Source organism: Luteibacter sp. P4_E6 (assembly GCF_056401535.1).
Genome location: NZ_JBFUJE010000673.1, coordinates 1 through 1,875 on the forward strand (window position 1 = coordinate 1; position 1,875 = coordinate 1,875).

Here is a 1,875-nt window from a genome sequence, read left to right on the forward strand (position 1 = left end):
GAATCGAAGAACCCACAACGCGACATGCCTATCGGCACGCTCGCCTCCCTCGCCATCTGCACCGTGCTCTACATCGCCATGGCTGCCGTGCTGACGGGGCTGGTGCCGTTCGCGCAGCTCGGCACCGACGAGCCCGTCGTCACGGCGATCCGCAGCCATCCGGAACTCGGTTGGCTGCGTGGCGTGGTCGAGGTCGGCGCGCTGATTGGTCTGTCGTCCGTCGTACTCGTCATGATCATCGCGCAGCCGCGCATTTTCATGATCATGGGACGCGATGGTCTGCTGCCGAAGGTCTTCACGACGATCCACCCGAAGTACCGCACGCCGCATCTGAATACGGTGATCACCGGCGTCGGCATCGCGATCCTCGCCGCGGTGTTCCCGCTCAACATCCTCGGCGATCTCGTATCGATGGGTACCCTCGTCGCGTTCTGCGCAGTGTGCGGCGGCGTGTTGATCCTGCGCTTCACCGCGCCGGAATTGCCGCGCACCTTCCGCGTGCCCTGGGTGTGGTTCACGTGCATCGCGGGCATCGTCAGCTGCATCGGCCTGCTCTGCTTCATGAACTGGTACAACTGGGCACTGATGGGCGTCTGGACGGTGGTCGGCATGGCCCTTTACGCGGCCTACGGCTATCGCCACAGCCGCCTTCGACAGCAGGCGTAATACCCCTCCAAACGGCTCGTTAAAACCTCGCTAAATAGGCGAGGTTTTTTCGTTAAGCGATTGTTTTTGCGAAATAATGCGCAAAAAGTCGAGTGTCATTTAACTGCCATTGGCCGGTCGCCCCCGGAGGGGAGTATGATCCCGGTTCCGTGGGTAAATCACTTGGCAGTGGGCCCCGGATTGCCGCTCAGCGCGTCAGGCGAGTCAGCTCCTCGGCCTGGCGCGCCTGAGCTGCATTTTGTGTCTCACATGAATATTTCGAACAAAAAAGCCAGCCTGCGGGCTGGTTTTTTTTGGCTCTTTTCGCGTCTGCGGGGGCGGCTCGCGGCAAAACGCGAGGCCGAGGGCGAGCCCTCCCAGCCTCAGATCATGACAGCGTGGGAAATGCACCAGCCCTTGCTGGCAACGGCCTTGCCCGGGAAGAGCTGGCACGGGCCCCAAGCGGCAGCGGCCTTGCCCTGGTAGAAGTTGCAGTTCATGCAGGCGTCGCTGGCGGTCTTCTTGCCCTGGGCTTTGCTGCCGTCCTCGGTGTATTTCAGGGCGGCCGCCGTGGGGTCGGAGGGCGAAAGGTGAGGCAGGTCCTGGGCCCGGGCCAGGCGCGGCAGGGTGCCGAGCACGGTGGCTACGGCAACGCCGCCGGCAGCGACCTTGAGGAAACGCCGGCGCCCCTCATTATTCGTATCGTGTTCCGACATGGGTAAAACCTCCGTCGATGGTGATCCGGCCTGCATCTGGGCCGGTGCTGACCGAAATCGTACCCGTTCACGGAAAAAGGAGTGGTTCCCATTAGCGCGGGGACCGGTTTCCGGCCCGTGGTATATTCGCCCCCTGTTTGGACGTCCAAATCCCCATGCCGAAGACCCTTTCCCACGTCGATCCCGCCCTGCTGGCCGAGCGCGCCGATGCCATCGCCGACGCCGCACGCGAGTTGGCGGCTTTTGGCTGGACGCCCGCGACGAGCAGCAACTTCTCGATGCGCATCGACGACGAGCTGGCCGCGATCACCATCTCGGGACGCGACAAGGGACGCCTCGGCCGCGACGACATCATGGTGGTGGACATGGAAGGCAAGGCCGTCGGCTCGGACAACCGCCCTTCGGCCGAAACCGGGCTCCATACGCAGATCTATCGGCGTTTTCCTGAAGCTAACGCGGTGCTTCACACCCATTCGCGCACGCAGAGCGTCGCCTCGCGACTCTTTGCCGCGGA

Annotated in this window: 3 protein-coding genes; 2 read left to right on the forward strand and 1 reads right to left on the reverse strand. The window is 63.3% G+C overall.

The annotated features are described in order from the left end of the window. The coding region (locus AC1DT2_RS22220) for an amino acid permease (protein ID WP_477298784.1) at window positions 1–666 on the forward strand (666 nt) is incomplete at its 5' end. A 362-nt stretch (window positions 667–1,028) separates the two neighbouring features. Here the strand turns inward: AC1DT2_RS22220 and AC1DT2_RS22225 are convergent. Further along, the gene (locus tag AC1DT2_RS22225) at window positions 1,029–1,361 is read right to left on the reverse strand and encodes a high-potential iron-sulfur protein (protein WP_213947294.1); all 333 of its coding nucleotides are present in this window, start codon (window positions 1,359–1,361) and stop codon (window positions 1,029–1,031) included. 155 nt (window positions 1,362–1,516) lie between these two features. Here AC1DT2_RS22225 and AC1DT2_RS22230 point away from each other — a divergent pair. Continuing rightward, window positions 1,517–1,875 (forward strand): class II aldolase/adducin family protein (locus AC1DT2_RS22230; RefSeq protein WP_477298785.1); only part of this gene is annotated, 359 nt, incomplete at its 3' end.

Excerpts from the sequence above, each read along its gene's own strand:
- AC1DT2_RS22225 (WP_213947294.1), bottom strand. The coding sequence starts at position 1,361 with ATGTCGGAACACGATACGAATAATGAGGGGCGCCGGCGTTTCCTCAAG.